At 42.9% G+C, this 16,364-nt stretch carries 15 protein-coding genes; 2 read left to right on the top strand and 13 right to left on the bottom strand.

What is annotated here, in order from left to right; genetic code table 11:
- The 9 genes from EV213_RS02620 to EV213_RS02580 all read right to left on the bottom strand — a co-directional run bounded on the left by EV213_RS02620 (position 1) and on the right by EV213_RS02580 (position 10,856).
- Entirely contained in the window at positions 1-966 is a 966-nt protein-coding gene (locus tag EV213_RS02620; protein ID WP_133578938.1) for an ABC transporter permease, read from the bottom strand.
- Positions 967-999: 33 nt separating this feature from the next.
- Positions 1,000-3,234: a hypothetical protein gene (locus tag EV213_RS02615; RefSeq protein WP_243739967.1), complete on the bottom strand. Its 2,235-nt coding sequence runs from the start codon at positions 3,232-3,234 to the stop codon at positions 1,000-1,002.
- Positions 3,235-3,261: 27 nt separating this feature from the next.
- Positions 3,262-5,301 (bottom strand): GxGYxYP domain-containing protein, encoded by a 2,040-nt coding sequence (locus EV213_RS02610; RefSeq protein ID WP_133578937.1) that lies wholly within the window; start codon positions 5,299-5,301, stop codon positions 3,262-3,264.
- A 277-nt stretch (positions 5,302-5,578) separates the two neighbouring features.
- Positions 5,579-6,754: a substrate-binding domain-containing protein gene (locus tag EV213_RS02605; RefSeq protein WP_133578936.1), complete on the bottom strand. Its 1,176-nt coding sequence runs from the start codon at positions 6,752-6,754 to the stop codon at positions 5,579-5,581.
- 210 nt (positions 6,755-6,964) lie between these two features.
- Entirely contained in the window at positions 6,965-7,234 is a 270-nt protein-coding gene (gene rpsN / locus EV213_RS02600) for a 30S ribosomal protein S14 (RefSeq protein ID WP_133578935.1), read from the bottom strand.
- On the bottom strand, positions 7,227-8,429 hold the full coding sequence (locus tag EV213_RS02595) for a GTP-binding protein (RefSeq protein WP_133578934.1): 1,203 nt from the start codon (positions 8,427-8,429) through the stop codon (positions 7,227-7,229). Before EV213_RS02595 ends, rpsN begins: the two co-directional genes overlap by 8 nt.
- A gap of 477 nt (positions 8,430-8,906) precedes the next feature.
- A complete protein-coding gene (locus EV213_RS02590; protein WP_133578933.1) occupies positions 8,907-9,461 on the bottom strand; it encodes a permease in 555 nt (184 codons plus the stop codon).
- Between the two features lie 382 nt (positions 9,462-9,843).
- On the bottom strand, positions 9,844-10,476 hold the full coding sequence (locus EV213_RS02585) for a hypothetical protein (protein ID WP_133578932.1): 633 nt from the start codon (positions 10,474-10,476) through the stop codon (positions 9,844-9,846).
- Between the two features lie 179 nt (positions 10,477-10,655).
- A complete protein-coding gene (locus EV213_RS02580) occupies positions 10,656-10,856 on the bottom strand; it encodes a cold-shock protein (protein WP_133578931.1) in 201 nt (66 codons plus the stop codon).
- A 380-nt stretch (positions 10,857-11,236) separates the two neighbouring features.
- Between EV213_RS02580 and EV213_RS02575 the strand changes: the two genes are divergently transcribed.
- On the top strand, positions 11,237-11,731 hold the full coding sequence (locus tag EV213_RS02575) for a sigma-70 family RNA polymerase sigma factor (protein ID WP_133578930.1): 495 nt from the start codon (positions 11,237-11,239) through the stop codon (positions 11,729-11,731).
- Positions 11,721-12,851, top strand: a complete 1,131-nt coding sequence (locus EV213_RS02570; RefSeq protein ID WP_133578929.1) for an anti-sigma factor — start codon at positions 11,721-11,723, stop codon at positions 12,849-12,851. Before EV213_RS02575 ends, EV213_RS02570 begins: the two co-directional genes overlap by 11 nt.
- Before the next feature lie 79 nt (positions 12,852-12,930).
- Here EV213_RS02570 and EV213_RS02565 read toward each other — a convergent pair whose 3' ends face one another.
- The 4 genes from EV213_RS02565 to EV213_RS02550 form a co-directional block, all read right to left on the bottom strand.
- Positions 12,931-13,665 carry an MBL fold metallo-hydrolase gene (locus EV213_RS02565; RefSeq protein ID WP_133578928.1) on the bottom strand — a complete coding sequence of 245 codons (735 nt, stop codon included), beginning with the start codon at positions 13,663-13,665 and terminating at the stop codon, positions 12,931-12,933.
- A 17-nt stretch (positions 13,666-13,682) separates the two neighbouring features.
- Positions 13,683-14,615 carry a DMT family transporter gene (locus EV213_RS02560; RefSeq protein ID WP_166639134.1) on the bottom strand — a complete coding sequence of 311 codons (933 nt, stop codon included), beginning with the start codon at positions 14,613-14,615 and terminating at the stop codon, positions 13,683-13,685.
- A 22-nt stretch (positions 14,616-14,637) separates the two neighbouring features.
- Entirely contained in the window at positions 14,638-15,024 is a 387-nt protein-coding gene (locus tag EV213_RS02555; protein WP_133578926.1) for a VOC family protein, read from the bottom strand.
- 236 nt (positions 15,025-15,260) lie between these two features.
- Positions 15,261-16,358 (bottom strand): Gfo/Idh/MocA family protein, encoded by a 1,098-nt coding sequence (locus tag EV213_RS02550; RefSeq protein WP_133578925.1) that lies wholly within the window; start codon positions 16,356-16,358, stop codon positions 15,261-15,263.
- Between the last annotated feature and the right edge of the window lie 6 nt (positions 16,359-16,364).

Here is a 16,364-nt window from a genome sequence, read left to right as displayed (position 1 = left end):
CTACCATAAGGAAGTATCATTTACTTTCCTACTAATCTGGTTTGCTGTCACGATCAGGATAAGACCAATGGTTGCCTGAAAAAGACCGACAGCTGTTGCATAACTAAAACGCCCTTCTTCTAATCCCGCCTTGATGGTATATACGTCTAATACCGTCCCAATGGAAGCTGTGGCTGGCGTGTTTAACAGCAATAGCTGCTCATACCCAACGGACATGATGTTTCCACATGCGAGGATAAACATGATGACCATGACACCACGAATGGAAGGCAACGTCACATGCCATATTTGTCTAAACCGACCTGCTCCATCTATTTTCGCTGCTTCATATTGCTGCTGATCCACCCCGGCAATCGCTGCGAGATAAATGATGGCTCCCCAGCCAATCCCTTTCCAAATGTCTGACATAATAATCATTTGATAGAAGTAATCAATATTGCCCAAAAAAGTAATTTTCTCAAAGCCTAGTGTTGCAATCACTTCATTGACAGGACCTCCATAAGGCGTTAGAAGTCTTTGCATCAACGTTACGACAACAACCCAGGAAATGAAATGAGGCAAATAAGAAATCGTTTGGATCGTTCGTTTAAAACCTGTGAATCGCACTTCATTTAATAGAAGGGCGAGAATAATTGGCATGGGGAATCCTATGAATAGCTTCATTGCACTTATAATCAGCGTATTGCGGATGATTTGACCAGATTGATAGTACGTAAAAAATTGCTCAAAGTATTTTAGCCCTACCCAAGGACTTCCCATAATTCCATCCGCAAAATTGAACTCTTTGAATGCGATCGTAATGCCATACATTGGGACATAAGAAAAAATCAAAAACCATAAAACGCCCGGAAGAAGAAAAAGATAAAACACCCTATGTTGCCAGATTCGTTTTCTTAGCGATTTCTTCTTCACTAACACGTGTGGAAGAGGCTGCGGTGTTGTTGTCGCTTTCGCATTATTTCTCATAAATCGACTCCTTTCACAATATTCAAACAAAAACTACCAACGAACGCTTATTTTTGTGAATTCCACGTTTGGCTGATGTGCATAAGCCAGTCGGACCGTTTTTGTTGCTGGATCCCATTCAAAAGGTATTGGACTCGTTTTTTCATCTATGATAACGTCTGCGTGCGTAGGCTCAATTGGGCAATACAGTCGCGCCACTGCTTTGATGTCCTCTGGCCCGCGAACATCCATAATAAAGCCCTTCGGATGTACTTCTAGTTTCTCTACTCTTGATGAAGCTGCGATGAGTTCTACGTCGTTTTCATTTTTGCGATGATACACATCATAAAGAAAAGCGACCTCTCCAATGGCATAGTCAGGATTGTTTATAATGGGAAGGGCTGCATCAAATAAATCAACGTATGTCCCATGAATCAAGACTGGTGCTGACGAAACCGATTCCTCAAGCACGGAGACAACTTTGTAAGGGCCTCTTTGCAGCATAAAATAGTGCTGTTCCTTCCAAGGCAACGCCTTGTTGCACCGAGTGAATCCTTCTTTGGCTACAGTCCGTAACCGTTCTGCATCTACTTGGTTAGTGGCACAGGATACAGGTGATTGCTTTATATACCCTACAGCACCCCGTCCAACAGTAAACACACCTTCTTCATCACTGTTTGTAGCTAACCCAAGTGCTTCAAACAAATGCTCTCGCGGTGACGCATGGGTTTTCTTGCCATTATTCCACCAAGCGCTAATCTGATGATAGGGGTCCTTGTCATCACCGACATAAACGAGGACGCCTCCCTCTTGAACCCAGCGGGCCAAAGCAGCGTGCATGTCAGGCGTTTGTGGTTTCTGAAATTCATAGCTTAAGATGAGCAGTCGATAATCTTCAAAATAATGCGGGTGACGACGCACTTGGTCCAACTGCACAGGTCGAATCCACATCCCTCGTTTCAAGAAAGGAAGCGCAAGCCCATAAAATTCCGAGAAATTCAACTGGTCTGTTTGACGTTGATCAAGCGAATTTCCACCTGTCCCGTCATATTTAGAGGACACTTTCGTATGATCAGCAACAATTTCACCCCTTTGATACATCATGGAATCTGAAACAATGACGCCAATCTGATCCATTCCCCCATGAATGGTAACGTCAGCTTGATCCATGTCTCTAAGGGTATTCATCACGATTAATAACGTTGTGGCATAATCAGATGGAATACTTTCCTTACCTTCTAATGCTTCTTTCGGATAGGTGCCTTGAAAAATTCTCCGCGGCCAAGGGGCCACCTCATAAGAGGAAACAGCAGGATGTAGCAATGAAGCAACAACCGTTTTTTTGTAATTTTGTTCGTAATCTGACCACGTATAACGCGGATTGTCTTCAATTGGATCATGTAAAAACCACAGCTGACGGTCTGTTCCACGAACGAGTTCTTGCATTGCCCCATACTCAAGAAAAGCCGTTTCAAAGGTGCGCTCTTTCCGCAGCCCCTCATAAAGATTTGGCGTTCGTGCTGTTCCCGTCCAAACCTGAGCGATATAGCCATCGACTGATGGGACATCCAAAAGGCGGGATTCAGGGCTTACAATTCTCCATTGTGTATAGTTCAATAAGCTGTGGGTTGGTACATAAAAGCGCAAAAAACGATCATATTCTATCAAGGCATACGCTTTCAATTCATCGCATAATCGATCAAGAGTTCTTGTATACAAATAGGCCTTTAATTGAGAAGCTTTAAACTGAGCATCGACTGAGGAGTGAGGCGGCTGCCATTTCTCCTTATAGTGGATTTGCCATTCTCTTTTAAACGCCTCTGAGTATCCTCCATCTACCCAAAACTCAGGTTCTTCAAGGTGGATCGCTTCTACACCTGCATCGATTGCTACCTTAATTCTCTCTGTAAGGAAATTGGAGAATGCAATCGTTGGGACCATATACGGGACATCTACGCCATGAGAAATAGGATCACCATGCCTATTTGTCTGAGCTTCATCCCAATGCGTCCTTCCATCAATATCACCATTTAAATATCGCTGGTATTCTCCCCAGGCAACACCTGTCATAAGATGCACAATGTATCCTTTTGCTTTCCATTGTTGAATACGTTGGGGCAACGAATCATCAATGCCGTACACCATCACAAAATCGGTTTGCAAGTCAAAGCTTGCATGAAAGGGAGCAGATTCCTGGAAGCCTGTTTTTTCCTTTTCCCTCGATTCCATTCCCATTGATTCAACGCCTCCGGCTGAATAATTTGTTTTTGAAACAAACAGGTGATCCATTCGACACAGACCACCTGCAATTCATCATTACTTATATCTTGGCAACCCTTCATGTTCTCTGATCAAATCGAAATATTGGTCGCCACGAACCACCTCATACTCTGCGCCTAAAGAGTCCACAATCTCTTGTATGTCTGATGGGGTAATGGACCATGACAACATTCCCATTGAGATAAAAAGAGGTGATGATTCATCCCAATCTGCCGTTGCTTTTTCAATGGCTTCTTGCGTAAGATCGACACTACTAGCCCCATACAAAATCGATTGTGGAAGTTTCTCATTCAATACAGATGTATCGGCACGCCCTTCCCAGCTTAGGAACAATCCCCTTGGTTGAATATAATCGATATAATCCTGTGCTTCTGCTTCAGAAAGCGGCACATTTTCCTCATTGACACGATTAAGTGCATAGATGATATCCAACCCTGTTTTTTTCATATACTTAGCTGTTTGCTTCGCATAAGTAGGAAATGTTTCATCTGGCCAAGGCGTGGGATAGATGTAGCCTGCACCAGATGGCCCGGCAATCAAAAGGTCATTTTTCGTTGCTGTATCTTGATAAAAACGCAGCATTGATGGGGCCGCATCAACCAGCAAAGGTGAAATCGACCAATTGATTGGCACACTTCCTCGGTTTGGATCATCCCATAACACTCTCAATCGGTGTTGGTTGTATTGCAGATTATCTCCTTCACCAAGCGTAAATGTTAAGTAGATTTTGTTTTCAAGCGCAGGCGCTTTAAGTGACTTTTGTTTTTTCACTTTGCTTTTTGCAGCTGAGAAAACGGTCATATTGGAGAACCAGTCAGCTGGTACGACATACACACCATACCTTGAGACAAGCTCTGTTGAACTAAACTCACCTGCGACATCATTGCCAAACCAGCCTAAATAAGGAGTGTTTGGTTGAACATCAGACAAGATAGCCTCGAACAATGCTTTTTCCTCTTCTATGTTGGAATCAAGCCAAAACACCATTGCTCGATTGGCCACTGCATAATCACGTAAATAACCGTAAGGCTCTTGCCCTTCAGAGGAGACTGGCTTGCTGTTGGAAGCAGAGACTTTAAATTGGTTCCACATTTCAGCAGATACGATGACTTCATCCGCATCTGGAGGAACAGGAAATTGATAGACGAAATAAGCGCCAGCGTCCGCCCAACGATGCCCTCCGAAACGATCATCTGCATTTGATTGATTACGGTCGTATAAGAAGGCCTCTTCTTCAGGTGTCCCAGGCACGAAAGAAGCGATCACTTCACCGTCTGCCTTTACTTCAACCTGATGAACGGCAGGTCCCCATCCTTCTGAAGGAAACGCATCCTGAAATCTTAGGAACAACCCATCGTCTCCTACAAAACGACTCACATCCAGCTCATATGTATCTTGGTTAGAGCTGTCTCTGACAGGGTCCTCTTCTTGTAGAATAATCTCGAAATCATCCCAATTGCCATCAGGAACGTCTATGCTTGAGGTTGGACTTAAGCCAACAAGCATCCGTTGAGAAGCCTTTGGCCAAAGCTGTTCGTATTGCCATTGATAGGCATCGAGTCGATCCTCAAATTGTCCTCTTAAATCCTTTATAACCTTAAAATTGTAAGGGCTTTCACTTAATTTTTCTGCAAGGACCGGATCAACGACAACTGCATCCTCTAAACCAGCAAGTGTTGTAGCTACATTTATTGAATCCCTAACCGCTGGATCGTAAATGATTAGTCCTGCAATGTCATCCTTGTATTTTTTAAAGAGCGTCCATTTGTCTTCAATCATCGTATATGGCGTGCCAAGATCGTCTAACCAAGTCGTTTTGCCCTCCTCATACTCTTCCTCAATGATATAAATTCTTGTTTTTTCTCTATTTACATTGCCTTGGAGAGTGGTAAACAGTAACTTTTCGTCCCCTGTTGACGCGGTCAGATCAATCACATCTAGATGCTTGCCTTCCTTCAATGTCGGCAATGCTTGATGCTTTGGCCATTTTACATTCGCCGTTGCCTGAACTGACAACGAACTACATGAGAGTACAACCACAATGGTAGTTAACAAGACTAAAAGTTTTCGCCCCATCGTTTCCTCCTTGTAAATCTGATATTGGTTTTTTCAAGCAAGCAAATAAGCATTGAGCTTTACAGCATTTTTAGACCGACATTTGCACCTCCTCAACGCCCTTCAGGATATATAATTCCTATCGGTGTCAGTACGTGGATGCCCCGAAGAATATGGTATGTGTTTTTAACAGCAATTCTTTGTTTTGATATATCTAATCATAGCAAATAATTCAGTTATGTCAATGTCACAATTAGAAATAATTAAAACTATCTGAATTTAATTAATGCATACAATACTAGAATGAGTTGTATGCTGAAGTACTCTGTCTGACTACTAGCTCAGGTTGCAGTCTCTTCATTTGATAGCCAGCGTGTGCTTTATGCGGTTTCGTCATAATATCCAGTAAGATCTGGGCAGCCTGTTTCCCCATCAACCTTTCTGATTGCGAAATGTGAGTGTACATGCTGTTTTCACTTCCCCCTGCCGAAGGATCATCAAAGGTCAACACAGATATATCCTCAGGCACCCTTAAGCCAAGATCGTTTGCCACTCTAACAATATGAACGCCTAGTCTAGCGTTTAACGTGATATAAGCAGACGCTTGGCGTTGTTCTATAATGGAATACAGTGGTGAAGCTTTGATGTCTGCGGCATAGTCCACAGTTAAGTCCGTTAATAAAAAGCTTGGGTTGATTAAAGCGCCTTTCTCTTTGAGTGCGTCCATATACCCTTTTACTCTCTCCTCCACGGAGATTGTCGGCAACGCCGAATCAGAGCAGATGGCAATCTGTTGATGCCTTAAATCCCAAAGATGCGATACAGCGATTTGAGCAGCATAGATGTTGTCAGAAACAACGTAGTTTGTTTCTACACCTGGCAAGTACCGATCAATCAGTACAAACGGGAATGATTGCATTTTCAACTCTAAAATGTCGTCATTATACGTTTCTGCATCAACCGGAAAAATAAGCAGTCCTGCGACCTGCAAACGGACGAACTCCCGTATCGCCTCTCGCTCTTTATCCTTTGAGTTATTCGTCATCATAATGACAAGATTAAACCCGCCTTCTTCAATCATCTCTGAGATGCCATTAACGAGCCGTAGGGCAAAGTAATCTCTAATCGTAGGGATAACGAGTCCTACCAATTGGCGAGGTTTCGATGGCTCTGAGAAAAGGATTGGCTCCGTTGCTTGTTTTTGTTCTGACTGAGAAACAACATCATCCGAATCCGCAAGCTGCTTTGCCCCTTCTTGCACAAAACTCCCCTTTCCAGGCACACGATAAATCCAACCATCTTTCGCAAGACCAGCCAATGCATTTGCAACCGTTATCCGACTGACATTAAAATGCTCCATTATTTCTCTTTCTGGTGGAATCATTTCATGTTCCTTCACATTCTCTAATGCAATTTCGTTTTTATAATAATGTTGAATTTGTAGATACAGCGGTTTCCTCGACTTTTGGTTCATGATAAAACCTCTTTCTAGTTAAAATGCTATAAACAATTATAGCATTAATACAAATATTATATTGTAATTGTTCGGAAAAGATGCGCTTTTTATTTTCATAACATTATGCAAGACGCATCAATGACAAAAAAATCACGCCCCCGACAAAGTCGATGAGCGCGATTCAGAGTGCAGACAAAACTAAACTACAGAGGTACTATCCAATTCATCCTACCAGCTTGCTTTCTTCACCCCAGGAAGCTGTCCTTTATGAGCTAGCTCACGAAAGCGGATACGGCTCATATTAAACTTTCGCATGTATCCACGGGGGCGGCCTGTTAACGGGCAACGATTATTTGATCGCGTAGGTGATGAATCACGCGGCAAATTTCGAAGAGCTTCATAGTCTCCTTTTTCTATCAATTCCTTTCTAATATCTGCATACTTCGCAACCAGTTCTGCTCGCTTTTGTTGCTTAACGATTTTTGATTTTTTAGCCATGTTGATGAACCTCCTCAAGAATTGGAAATGGATTTTCTAATACTGACCATTCACCAGCATACTCTTCGACTGTCAGCAAGCATTCATCAAGCGCATTGATTACCGCTTCTTTGTCGTAGTTGATCCCGATGAGCACGAGCTTCGTGTGACGATCACCATGCGTTTCATCCCAGTCTGCTTTCATCTCTGGGTTTTCTTCTAAGAGTTGCATTTGCTCTTTTTTTGGAAGCGAACCAACCCAATACGATATCGGCTCCATCGTGGTCGATTGACCAGCTTGTGAAAGAAGCATCGCGATGTTGTTGTGCGTGGCACACCAAACAATGCCTTTTGAGCGAACAATTGTCTCAGGGAAATGATTGTCTAAAAAATTGTGCAAGCGTCCTGTATGAAAGGGATGTCGCCTTTCGTAAACAAAAGAAGAGATCCCATACTCCTCTGTTTCAGGGGTATGATTGGCATGTCCATCATTGAGCTCCTGAAGCCATCCTGCTGCGCTGCTTGCTTTCTCAAAATCAAAAAGTTTTGTACCGATGATGTGATCGATATTCACCTTTCCATGAGAGGTGACAATGACTTTGGCTTCTGGCTGGAGCCTTTGCAAGACTCCAATCAAAGAGCCGAGTTGTTTTTTGCTCACGAGATCTGCTTTATTGACAATCATCACATCGCAAAATTCAATTTGATCAATGAGAAGATCGCTGATTTCACGCTCGTCGCCTTCACCCACTTGCTGTTTCCGATCAAGCAAGGATTCACCTGATTGGAAATCGTTCCAAAAACGGAAGGCATCAACGACCGTGACCATCGTATCCAAATGACAAAATGTCGTTAAATCAATTCCCGTTTCTTCGTCAATATAGGAAAATGTTTGTGCGACAGGAATGGGCTCTGAAATCCCCGATGATTCAATGACAATGCCCTCAATGCCACCAGCCTTCGCAATCCGTTCCACTTCGATTAACAAATCTTCCCTTAGCGTACAACAGATGCAACCATTGGATAACTCCACTAGCTTTTCTTCTGTACGTGAGAAGCCACCTTTTTCAACAAGTCCGGCATCGACGTTTACTTCACTCATATCGTTCACGATCACAGCTAATTTCTTCCCATGGCGCTGTGATAAAATAGTATTTAACACCGTCGTTTTGCCTGCTCCTAAATAGCCACTTAATACAGTTACTGGAATGGTCATATTGGACTCCTTTCTTCAAATCGTAATAATTACGATTTATAATGTATTATACGTGCTTGTATTTATTTCCGCAAGGTTCTTTTTATTTTTGCCTCATTTCTCATCAGCAACGATCCCGGGCTTGAAATCGGTGGCCCAACTAAACGAAACCGTATCGGCGATTAAATTTGGTCCCTTGAGTGAAAGGCAGATGCAAGAGATTCGCACGCTATTAAGTCCGTTTGACTCCAAAAATGCAGAGTAAGTCGTACATGCGGGCTGTCCAATAAGTCCAAAAATAAAAAAGGTTGGACGAGAAACATAAGCGTTTCCGTCCAGCCATTTTGTTAGTAAGCAGCCGCTCACGTTACTTTGGATTGGAATTGTTAAATACATCCTTTACAATAGAATCAAATAATTTCAAAGTAAGTGAGTTATCGGCTTTGTAGAACATTGGATAATCTTCTTTACGCAGACTTATTATGAGATGAATTCTGCCTACAGTGTATCCATCAACAACATACACACGAAGAATATACCCATACATGTCGATTTCATCACTCTCTTTAAACGTGTTGAACGACTGTCATCCCGCCAAACGTAACGTGTATATAGGAACCAACCGCCTAAAAGTAAAAGTGCCTCCACACATAGGCTAATCACTGGCATGTTCCAGAGGCCAAATCCGAGCAAAGGCATATTCCCAATGTTTCCAGGCAACAGAGGTAAATCAGGTCGATGAACTAGCAGATCTAAAAGCCAGTGGCTAAATACAACCGCCCCTAGCACCCAGCCATTTCCCCTTCCCCATTTTTTAGACCCAATCAACACGGCAATCCACGAAACTAAAAGCGCCACTATCAACGAGTGAGAATAGAACGCATGAATGGTCGCACCACCGTATCCAGTAGTCTCCATCCATTCTAGACCTAGAGCATAGAAAAGAAAAAAGATAATATCAATAAGTTGTGTAGCAACCAATAGTACCCAAAGAGGGAGCATCGGCGCTTTTGCTTTAGCAGCAGCAGCGATCCCAAAATGTCCAGCAAACATTTTCAGTTCTCCTTTTAGTAATCATATTTGTTTATTATGTAATTTTAGTTTAAAGAAGAAATGCACTCGAACCAAGTCCGCCACGCAATACAAAGGGTAGAGATTTAGACAGGAGAATAGCTTACCTAATTTAAGATAGCTTAACCTTTCAAATGAGACAACACATATTGGAAGTCTTTACAAATACTTAATTATATTATCTAACCAACTGCCTGCTCCAATTTAGAGACTTGATGCGAACAATGAACAGGGTATCATCTGCTATATTCTCCCGATGGACGCCACATTTATACACTTCGAAACCACTTCATTCATCAATGAGAGGAAAAGGAAAAATCATCTGCGAAGAGTCATTGCTCCATGATATCTACATAGAGTGATGTTAGCTCAATACATTCAATAATTGGTTTGCATATGCAGCCCAATCCTTATTATCAGTATTTATTTCAATAGTTGGTAGGATAGATAAAGAAGATTGCTTATGAAGTTCTGATTGAGTGCGGGTAAATTCATCGACTGATTTTCTGATTTCTTCTCGTGTTTTGTTCTTCCATTCGTGAGGTGTTCGACTTTGCATTCTTTGTTCTATGTTCTCTGAAGAAACTGTTAGTAATACACATTGAGCCCCTAGAAGGAGCAATTCATTCTCAATTTTTTCAATTTCAGATGAAGCGACTAATGGGTATGCTACCCTATGATTCAGATGAAACCTTTCCAATATAAAGAATATTCCTCTAGATGCTTTTGATGCATCTGGGCCTAAATATGTTGCCCATTCATTTAACTGTTTTAACATGGTAACCCGGTCCTTCAATACATGAAGATGTTCATCACGATTTAAACAGTTAAATTCTCCATGAACATTGTTTAACACTTGGGAATAATGTTCACTAAGAACAACGATACTTCTTTCGGATGATTCATCCTGTGCTTGAAGTAGCTTCAGAGCTTTCAACACAGATGTTTTTCCTGCATGTGAATAACCTTCTAAAATAATGCCTCTAATATGGCTCATTGAAGACCTCCAACTAACAATATTTGAAAACAATGACTTTAATGAGTATTGTTTATTCTTATAATTCAGAATAGAATGCTCTTTTAAGATGATCAACGATACGAAAATTAAATTCAACGCAAACCAAAAAAGGCAGCCCAGCTCTAATGAGCGGGCTGCCTTTGGACATTTGAAGTAGCTTAGTTCTTTTCAACGTTTGCAGCTTGTTTGCCGCGTTCGCCTTCAACGATTTCAAAAGCAACAGATTGTCCTTCTTCCAACGTTTTGAAGCCTTCGCCTGTGATTGCAGAATAATGAACAAATACGTCGTCTTGACCTTCAACTTCGATGAAGCCAAAGCCTTTTTCTGCGTTAAACCATTTTACTGTACCTTCTACCATCTTAAAATCCTCCTCGCGCGCATTTTGCGCACCTGTGTAATACCCTATCCTTGCCGTTAAACTGATCAAGACTAAAACGCATTGTGTTCTGCCAGGTCGAGCAACGAACAAAAATAAGCACTCTCATCATATCGCATACTTGGGAAAAAAACAAGGCTTGTGCGTACTTTTTTTAAAAACTTCGGTGTTTATTATGAAAAAAATACCCGCTTGACTTTTTACTACAGAATTCGACAATAAAAACGCCTTTATTTCAGGTGAATTGAATTTCTCATTGAATGAAATCATCTTTGCATTGCGAACGAGATGCACGTATAAAAAAATAAATCGATTGAAACTTTCTTTGTTCTCATCCGTTATTATGATGGAGGGAGGATGCTATGGAAAAACAGACAACAGAAGACATTTTTACATATTACGCCCAGGATGTGTATCACTATTTGCTCGTTTTGACGAGAAACCATCACCAAGCAGAGGATATTCTCCAAGAAACTTTCCTTCGTGCATATCTCCATCTTCCTTCTTATCGAGGTGAAAGGGTTAAAGCTTGGTTGCTCACTGTTGCCTACAGGGCATTTATTGATATGCAACGAAAAGAATCACGCGTTCAACACTTACATGATGAAACAATGCTCCCTTCTGGTGCAAGAAGTGTGGAGGAAAAAATCTTGCACAACGAAACGATTCAAGAGCTGAGGCAGGAAATTCAACAGCTGCCCCACCAGCAAAGACACGCGGTGCTGCTTGTTGACTTTCAAGAGCTTTCTTATATGGAAGCCACAGCAATTCTTGACATGTCCCTACCTCTATTTAAAACAGCATTGTTTCGGGGCAGGCAAAAACTAAGGAAATGGAGAGCTAAGCATGAAGGATGAATGGTTAAAAAAGATGCAGGCTTATGAACGGGGCGAGTTATCTCCTGAGGAAGAAAAAGCCTTTGAAGACGAATTAGAAAAGCTAGAGGCGTATCAATCTCACATTGAAAATCAAACGCCAGAGGAACGCAAAACACGATCAAACTCATCGGAGGCCAAGTTAAGCAAGTCGGTTCGTAAAGGGAAATGGCGTGCTTTACTTTCAAATGCTTTTTCAGCGTTTGCTCTGTTCATGCTGATCACTATGGTGTCTGCGATTCTCACATCCATCTATTATGGTGCCTTTTCCAAGGAAGTCCAAAGAGATGTAACAAGATCCGTTTTTGCAACACAATACCCGAACATACGAATGAATAGTTCAGGCTTTTCATCAGGATTTTATTTCAATGCAACGTTAGACGGCCAGCTCGTTAAATCATTTGGCAGCTATGAAGAAGATGTCGGTACCTTTCATATTAAAAACATACTTGATTTATGGGGCATTGGTTCACTGGATTTTTATGGAACAGAGCATGCGCCTATTAATACATTTTTTGACCCATCAGTGTCTAATGTCGAATCAGACTGGGGTACACTTGAGCGTTTGCCAGAAGGTACTTTGTCTGAGGTTTATGTGACGTTGGCAGCACCAAAGTCACTGGACGAGGTCTTTCAACACTTAGAGCCCTTGGAGACCATCTATCCACAATGGTATGCCGTCGATGTTGGTGAGACCGATGAATTTTCTCGCAGTGAACCCATTGGATTTCCAGATGACCCATTTATTTTAGATTATTTACCTGCCCCTGAAAGTGAGACGATGACAGAAGAAAAAACAGGGTGGTTTTCGAGTACTGGTTCTTCGAGCTCATCAAGAGGCATTGAAGTCTACGGAGACGAAGAGGTCCGCATTGACATCTTTAAGGAAATGCTGCGCGTTGTCGCAAACAACCAACGACTTGTGAAAAACCTAACGAATCATTTCGCCGTCTCATCAGAGGATGCCCTCGCCTACGTGAATGAAAACGGCGTTCAGATTTATGGTCTTGTGCTCACTGGACCAACAAAGGAACTCCTAAAGCTTCAGGAAGAGACGTGGGTCAAACATTTGCGTGTAAACGATTCTATCTTGTGGAAATAACATGGATGACTACTCTTCTCATAACGAAAAACACAATCTCCTTGAGCAACCTCCGCTCACGAGATTGTGTTTATTTAAGCTACTTCTCCCACACTTGGCCCGTTTGTGCAAGTAGGACACGTCCATCAAACTGTGCCTTCGCTTCTTCAAGCAACGTATCGTGCTCCCCGAAATGAGGCAGGTGGGTTAGGATAAGTTCCCCTGCCTCACACTCACGGGCGAGTTGTCCACATTCGGTGCTTGTTAAATGCCCAGCCACTTTGCTGTCTTGTCCGTCATAAAAGCTGCACTCTGCAATGAGCAAATCTACGCCTTTAAAGAATGTCGGCCATTTGTCTAGCCAAGACGTATCTGCTGTGTAACCGACGTTTGTGCCACCAGCCGAGAGTCGTATTGCTTGACAAGGAACAGGGTGTTCAGTTTCTGAAAACAGCATTGTAAACGGACCTACGTTGAGCTCACTCTGAGGATTGTATTCAATGACATCCATCCACGGTGTGTCCGCAATGCTGGAAATTTTCTCAACGTCCACTGGTGCTGTGTACACTGGAAGCACCGTATCACGATGCCCCAAACTATGTTGAATTAAGCTAGCGTAATGCAACGGGCCAATATCCGCCATATGATCCTGATGCGTATGGGATAAAACGACTGCGTCAAGGTCGTTTACATTAATGTACTTTTGCAACTGAGCGAGCACACCACTGCCACAATCCACAAGTAAATGAAAGCCATCTTGCTCGTATAAATAACCTGCTGTTGCCCCATCTGCTTCTGGGTAAGCGCCCCATTTTCCTAATACCGTTACCTTCACTTCGGTCCCTCCTTTTATTATGAAGCTACACGTTTGTCCATTCCTTTGCTTCGCTTCGTCTTTCTCCATTGCTCATACGCGCCTGAACCTAAAAACACGCCTATAACTATCGCCACGAACCCAATCCAATGACGCCAAGAGACAGCCTCGTCTAAAATCAGCCAGGAGCCGATCAGTGCGAAAAATGGTGTGAAATTTGTAAAAATCGCTGTCTCCGCTGCGCCAAGTTTCGGGATCGCCTGATTGTACATGTATTGCCCTAGTGCGGTTGCAAAGATGGATGACAAGAAAAAACACGCCCATTCGACAGGCGTTCCCGTTGTCATTGTCGCAAATCCACTCGGCTCGGTTACAAATGCAATCAATAGCAACGCCAATGAACCAATGAGAATGGAATACGCTGTAAGCAGGAGCGGCGCTACCGTCTTGCTAGCCTTAAAAACGAAAATAAAACCAACGGCTTGCGCAAATACCGCAAACAGGATATAGATATCGCCTTGAACGAGTCCTGTAAAATGACCATTGCCAAACAAAATCACAGCTGTGACACCGAAAAAACCGAGCAACACTCCGAAAATACGAATGAAATTGAAGGTCTGTCGCAAGAGTAATGCCGCACTTAACGCCGTTGCTAAAGGGACAAGTCCTAAAATCAGACCACTATTCATGCCTGTTGTGCTTGCCAATCCGAGAGCAAGAAAAAAGTGGTGACCCATAATCCCGACAACACCTGCTCCAACAATAGACAACACTTCACTTTTCTTTAAGCGCCTCAGCTGCCCACTAAAAAAACAGAGCGCAAGGAGCATAAGCCCTGCTACAAATATTCTGAGTGCGTTAATGGGCAAAGGGGCGAACGAGCTGACAACGATTTTTAGCACAGGGACATTAAAGCCCCAAAATAACGTTGCCGCCAATACAATGATGTAGACATGCCAAGATGCTTTCACGATCTGCACTTCCTTTTACTGCCTATGACCTCGGCGCATTAAACTCAATCACGTTTCCACTCGGATCAGTGACGTACACTTGATGCCAAGGCGTTTTATTATCCGGACGATCTTGGTATAGAACACCGGCTTCATCGAGCTTCTTTAATAACGATGGAATCGAGACTACTTTCAAAGCAAGATGCCCATCCCGACTGTCAATCTCGTCAGATCCACGAAGGGTTTTTGCGTCGTCTACCGAGATTAAGTGGAGCTGCTGGTTACCAACAGAGTACCAGGCACCAGGAAAGCCGAAATCTGGTCGATCAGTACGTGGCGTCATTCCTAAAACATTCTCATAGAACTGTGCTGCCTTTTTTATATCAGTCACTGCAAGAGTGACATGATGAATTTCTGCAAACTCAATCATTTATTGTTCCTCCCTCTACTCTAGTAAATCAATCTACTTCTTCAAGAATATCGTTCGTTATCCTTAATGACAAGGTATGTAGCACAAAAAACGATCCATAAGTCTATGTTCCACATGACCTCTGGATCGTTTTTTGCATAAGTAGTGTTTTTTCTTTTGATGCTTCAGCGAAGAGCAATGGCTGGGGCGAAGATAATGCCTGTATTTACATCTGGAATACGTTATCGGAATCAGGTCTAGCCTAACTTGACAGGTTGATCACGCTGAATGTGAATAGCTTGAGATTGTGCTTGCAAACAGAGCTCTGCTGCAAGGAAGGCATGCTCTTGCGTCATGGCATTTTCTGTTCGATTGAGCACATCGAGGATGAGTGCGCCAAAGTATGGAAAGCCGACCTGACCCCCAACCTCAAGATGGAATTCGCCCTCCTGATTGACCAAGTAGAGATGATTCCCTGATTTCTGTCTGGCGATATCCACATATTTTCGCAGTTCAATCGTTCCTTTTTCACCAAGAATGATTGTTCGACCGTCACCCCATGTGGACAACCCATCAGGTGTAAACCAATCGACTCTGAAATAGTTCGTTGCCCCATTGTCTCCTAAAAGCGTTGCATCACCAAAATCCTCAAGCTCTGGGTATTCTGGGTTGGCGTAATTGCCAACCTTACTGTGAAGCACCTTCCCACCTTTTGCACCAGAGAAATGCAAAAACTGTTCGACTTGATGGCTGCCAATATCGCAAAGAATGCCACCGTATTTTTCATGTTGAAAAAACCAATCCGGGCGCCCTCCTGCATTTAAACGGTGCGGACCTGTCCCAATGACCTGAATCACACGGCCAATCGCGCCGTCGTCAATAAGATGCCCTGCATGAATGGCGCTTTCAACATGAAGACGCTCACTGTAATAGACCGCATATTTCTTGCCTGTTTTTTTCACCATCTCCCGTGCTTGCTGCAGTTGCTCAAGCGTCGTGAATGGTGCCTTGTCGGTAAAATAGTCCTTGCCATGCTCCATCACACGCATGCCAAGAGCTGCTCGTTCAGAGGTGATTTTTGCTCCGGCGACAAGCTGTACATCCTTGTCCTGCAAGATGGCGTCTTCTGATTGTACCACTTCGACGTTCGGGAAGCGTTCCTTAAATCCCTCAACTAACGAAGCGTCAGGATCATACACAGACTTTAATGTAGCACCTGCCTCTAGCAATCCATTGCACATGCCATAGATGTGACCATGATTCAAACCAATGACAGAAAACACAAATTCGTTTTTCTTCACAACTGGAGCGGGTTTTCCTTCTGGTGCATAGTTCATCCCATCATTTTTGGACAACGTCGT

This window comes from Aureibacillus halotolerans, from assembly GCF_004363045.1.
GTDB lineage: Bacteria > Bacillota > Bacilli > Bacillales > DSM-28697 > Aureibacillus > Aureibacillus halotolerans.
The sequence above is the reverse complement of the archived record's forward strand: the minus strand, read 5'-3'. Positions and strand labels throughout refer to the sequence as shown.